General features: G+C 60.5%; 2 protein-coding genes. Both read right to left on the bottom strand.

Annotation, left to right across the window (positions count from 1 at the left end; all coding sequences use genetic code 11):
* The coding region (locus B7L09_RS14950; protein ID WP_176457710.1) for a biotin/lipoyl-containing protein at positions 1 to 1,213 on the bottom strand (1,213 nt) is incomplete at its 3' end.
* An 11-nt stretch (positions 1,214 to 1,224) separates the two neighbouring features.
* Positions 1,225 to 3,870 carry a pyruvate dehydrogenase (acetyl-transferring), homodimeric type gene (gene aceE / locus B7L09_RS14945; RefSeq protein ID WP_094469467.1) on the bottom strand — a complete coding sequence of 882 codons (2,646 nt, stop codon included), beginning with the start codon at positions 3,868 to 3,870 and terminating at the stop codon, positions 1,225 to 1,227.
* Positions 3,871 to 3,972: the final 102 nt, after the last annotated feature.

The following is a 3,972-nucleotide window of genomic DNA, read 5'->3' as shown; positions in this document are numbered from 1 at the left end:
CNCCGGCAGCCGGAGCTTCCTTGGCCTTCTGCATCATGGCTTTGACGTAAACCTGCACGTCTTCCTTCAGCACACGACCGTGAGGGCCAGTGGCCGATACGGCATTCAGCTCAACGCCGAATTCACGGGCCAGTTGACGCACNGCAGGGCCTGCGTGAACCTTGGCGCCCGGCTTGGCCGGAGCCGCCGCGGGTGCGGCAGGTGCCGGAGCAGCAGGCGCCGCAGCGGCTGGAGCAGGGGCGCTAGGTGCGGCAGCAGCGGCGGTCGCCGGGGCAGCAGCAGGCGCCGCGCCTTTGACTTTCAGCTTCAGGATCAGGTCGCCGGTACCGACTTCGTCATCCAGCTTGATGGAAACGCTTTCCACCACGCCAGCGGCAGGCGATGGAATTTCCATGCTCGCCTTGTCGGATTCCAGGGTAATCAGCGACTGATCGGCGGTGACGGTGTCGCCAGCCTTGACCAGCACTTCGATGATCTTGGCCTTGCCCGACGAACCGATGTCCGGGACATGAATGTCCTGAACGCTGTCGGCAACCGGTGCAGCAGGCGCGGCGGCTGGAGCAGCAGCGGCGGCCGGAGCAGGCGCAGCAGCCTGGGCTGGCGCGGCAGCAGCCGGGGCCGCAGCACCCGCCACTTCCAGGTCCAGAATCAAGTCGCCAGTGCCGACTTCGTCGTTGAGCTTGACGCTGATGCTCTTGACCACGCCAGCGGCAGGCGATGGGATTTCCATGCTGGCCTTGTCGGATTCCAGGGTGATCAGCGATTGATCAGCCTCGACGGTGTCGCCGACCTTGACCTGGATCTCGATGATCTGGGCCTTGCCCGCCGAACCGATATCCGGCACGTGCACTTGCTGAACCGAAGCGGCAGCAGGCGCGGCGGCTGGCGCTGGAGCAGCGGCGGCGGCAGGCGCAGCAGCCGGTTTTGCTTCAGCCTTGGCAGCCGGCGCAGCGGCAGCCGCAGGGGCCGCAGCNGCGGCACCTTCGATTTCCAGCTCCAGCAGTTCGTCGCCTTCTTTCAGGCGATCGCCCAGCTTCACTTTCAGGCTCTTGACCACGCCGGCCTTGGGAGCAGGGATTTCCATGCTCGCCTTGTCCGATTCGAGGGTCAGAATGCTCTGGTCGGCTTCGACTGTGTCGCCGACCTTCACAAACAGCTCGATTACTTCACCTTCACCGCTGCCGATGTCAGGTACGCGAATGAGTTCGCTCACAAAAAATCTCCTCAGCAGTCCAGTGGGTTGCGTTTTTCCGGGTTGATCCCGAACTTGACGATAGCGTCAGCCACCACCTTGGGTTCGATCTCACCACGGTCAGCCAAGGCTTCCAGGGCTGCCAACACCACGAAATGACGGTCGACTTCGAAGAAGTGACGCAGCTTCTTGCGGCTGTCACTGCGGCCGAAACCGTCGGTGCCCAGGACTTTGAATTCCTTGGACGGGACCCACTGGCGAATTTGTTCAGCAAACAGTTTCATGTAGTCGGTAGACGCGATGACCGGACCTTTACGGCCGTTCAAGCATTCTTCGACATAGCTCAGTTTAGGCTTCTGGCCCGGGTGCAGACGGTTGCTGCGCTCGACCGCAAGGCCATCGCGACGCAGTTCGTTGAAGCTGGTAACGCTCCACACGTCAGCGCCGACGTTGAACTCTTCACGCAGGATCTTCGCCGCTTCACGGACTTCACGCAGGATGGTGCCGGAGCCCATCAGCTGCACGTGGTGCGCCGCTTCCTTGGTGTCTTCTTCGAGCAGGTACATGCCCTTGATGATGCCTTCCTCGACACCGGCCGGCATGGCTGGCTGCTGGTAGGACTCGTTCATCACGGTGATGTAGTAGAAAACGTCCTGCTGCTGTTCGGTCATCTTCTTCATGCCGTCCTGGATGATCACCGCCAGCTCATAGCCGTAGGTTGGATCAAAGGTGCGGCAGTTCGGGATGGTGGCAGCCAGGATGTGGCTGTGACCGTCTTCGTGTTGCAGGCCTTCGCCGTTCAGCGTGGTCCGCCCGGCAGTACCGCCGATCAGGAAGCCACGGGTACGGCTGTCGCCTGCTGCCCATGCCAGGTCGCCGATACGCTGGAAACCGAACATTGAGTAGAAGATGTAGAACGGCAGCATCGGCTGGTTGTGGCTGGAGTACGAAGTACCGGCAGCGATGAAGGAGCTCATGGCGCCCGCTTCGTTGATGCCTTCTTCGAGGATCTGGCCCTTCTTGTCTTCCTTGTAGAACATCACCTGGTCTTTATCGACTGGCTCGTAGAGCTGGCCGACGGAGGAGTAGATGCCCAACTGACGGAACATACCTTCCATACCGAAGGTACGGGCTTCGTCCGGGATGATCGGGACGATACGCGAGCCGATTTCCTTGTCCTTGACCAGTTGCGCGAGGATTCGCACGAAGGCCATGGTGGTGGAGATTTCACGGTCGCCCGAGCCGTCCAGGATAGCCTTGAGGGTATCCAGCGGCGGTGTAGGAATGTCGAAGCTCTTGGCGCGGCGCTGTGGCACGAAACCGCCCAGTGCAGTGCGACGCTCGCTGAGGTAGCGGGCTTCGGCGCTGTTTGGCTCCGGCTTGAAGAACGGCAGGTTCTCCAGCTCTTCGTCCTTGACCGGGATGTCGAAACGGTCGCGGAACAGCTTCAGGCTTTCAACATCAACTTTCTTGGTGTTGTGCGCAGTGTTTTTCGCTTCGCCGGCACCGGTGCCATAACCCTTGATGGTCTTGGCCAGGATGACGGTCGGTTGTTCTTTGTGGTTGACCGCTTCGTGGTACGCCGCGTAGACCTTGTACGGGTCGTGGCCGCCACGGTTGAGTTTCCAGATCTCGTCGTCGGACAGGTCTGCAACCATCGCCTTGAGTTCAGGCGTGTTGAAGAAGTGTTCACGCACGAACGCGCCGTCTTTGGCTTTGTAGTTCTGGTACTCGCCGTCGATGACTTCGTCCATGCGACGTTGCAGGATACCGTCGACGTCTTTGGCCAGCAGTGGGTCCCAGAAACGGCCCCAGATGACTTTGGTCACGTTCCACTGAGCACCGCGGAACACGCCTTCGAGTTCCTGGATGATCTTGCCGTTGCCGCGAACCGGGCCGTCGAGGCGCTGCAGGTTGCAGTTGATGACGAAGATCAGGTTGTCCAGCTTCTCGCGGCCGGCCAGGGAGATGGCGCCCAGGGATTCCGGCTCGTCACACTCGCCGTCGCCCAGGAAGCACCAGACTTTCTGCTTGCCTTCAGGGATGAAGCCACGGGCTTCCAGGTACTTCATGAAGCGTGCCTGGTAGATCGCCTGGATCGGGCCAAGGCCCATGGAAACGGTCGGGAACTGCCAGAAATCAGGCATCAGCCAAGGGTGCGGGTACGACGACAGGCCGTTACCGTCCACTTCCTGGCGGAAGTTGTTCATGTGTTCTTCGGTGATGCGGCCTTCCATGAACGCACGGGCGTAAACGCCTGGCGAGGTGTGGCCCTGGAAGTAGATCAGGTCGCCGCCGTGTTCGTCGGTCGGGGCCTGGAAGAAGTAGTTGAAGCCAATGTCATACAGGGTTGCGCTGGAAGCGAAGCTGGAGATGTGACCGCCCAGGTCAGAATCTTTCAAGTTCGTGCGCATTACCATCGCCATGGCGTTCCAACGTACCAGCGAGCGAATGCGGCGTTCCATGAACAGGTCGCCAGGCATGCGTGCTTCGTGGGTAACGGGGATGGTGTTGCGGTATGGCGTAGTGATGGCGTAAGGCAGTTGCGAGCCGCTGCGGGTCGCGAGTTCGCCCATACGGGTCATCAAATAGTGAGCACGGTCTTCGCCTTCTTTGTCGAGAACCGATTCCAGGGCGTCCAGCCATTCCTGGGTTTCGACGGGATCGAGGTCTTGCATGGCTTGCTCCAGGGCGGAAAGGCTACCAGAATCGGTTGCCTGAAGTTTGCGACTGGCCTTGTGGGCAGACGACATAAATTCTTGGATGGCCGANGGTTGGTT

The sequence above is a fragment of the Pseudomonas mandelii genome (assembly GCF_002251635.1).
GTDB classification, from domain to species: domain Bacteria; phylum Pseudomonadota; class Gammaproteobacteria; order Pseudomonadales; family Pseudomonadaceae; genus Aquipseudomonas; species Aquipseudomonas mandelii_B.
Note: the sequence above shows the minus strand (reverse complement) of the source record. Positions and strands in the feature narration are given on the sequence as shown.

What these genes read in the sequence shown, in the direction of transcription:
- aceE (WP_094469467.1), bottom strand. Translation starts at nt 3,870, where the DNA reads ATGCAAGACCTCGATCCCGTCGAAACCCAGGAATGGCTGGACGCCCTG.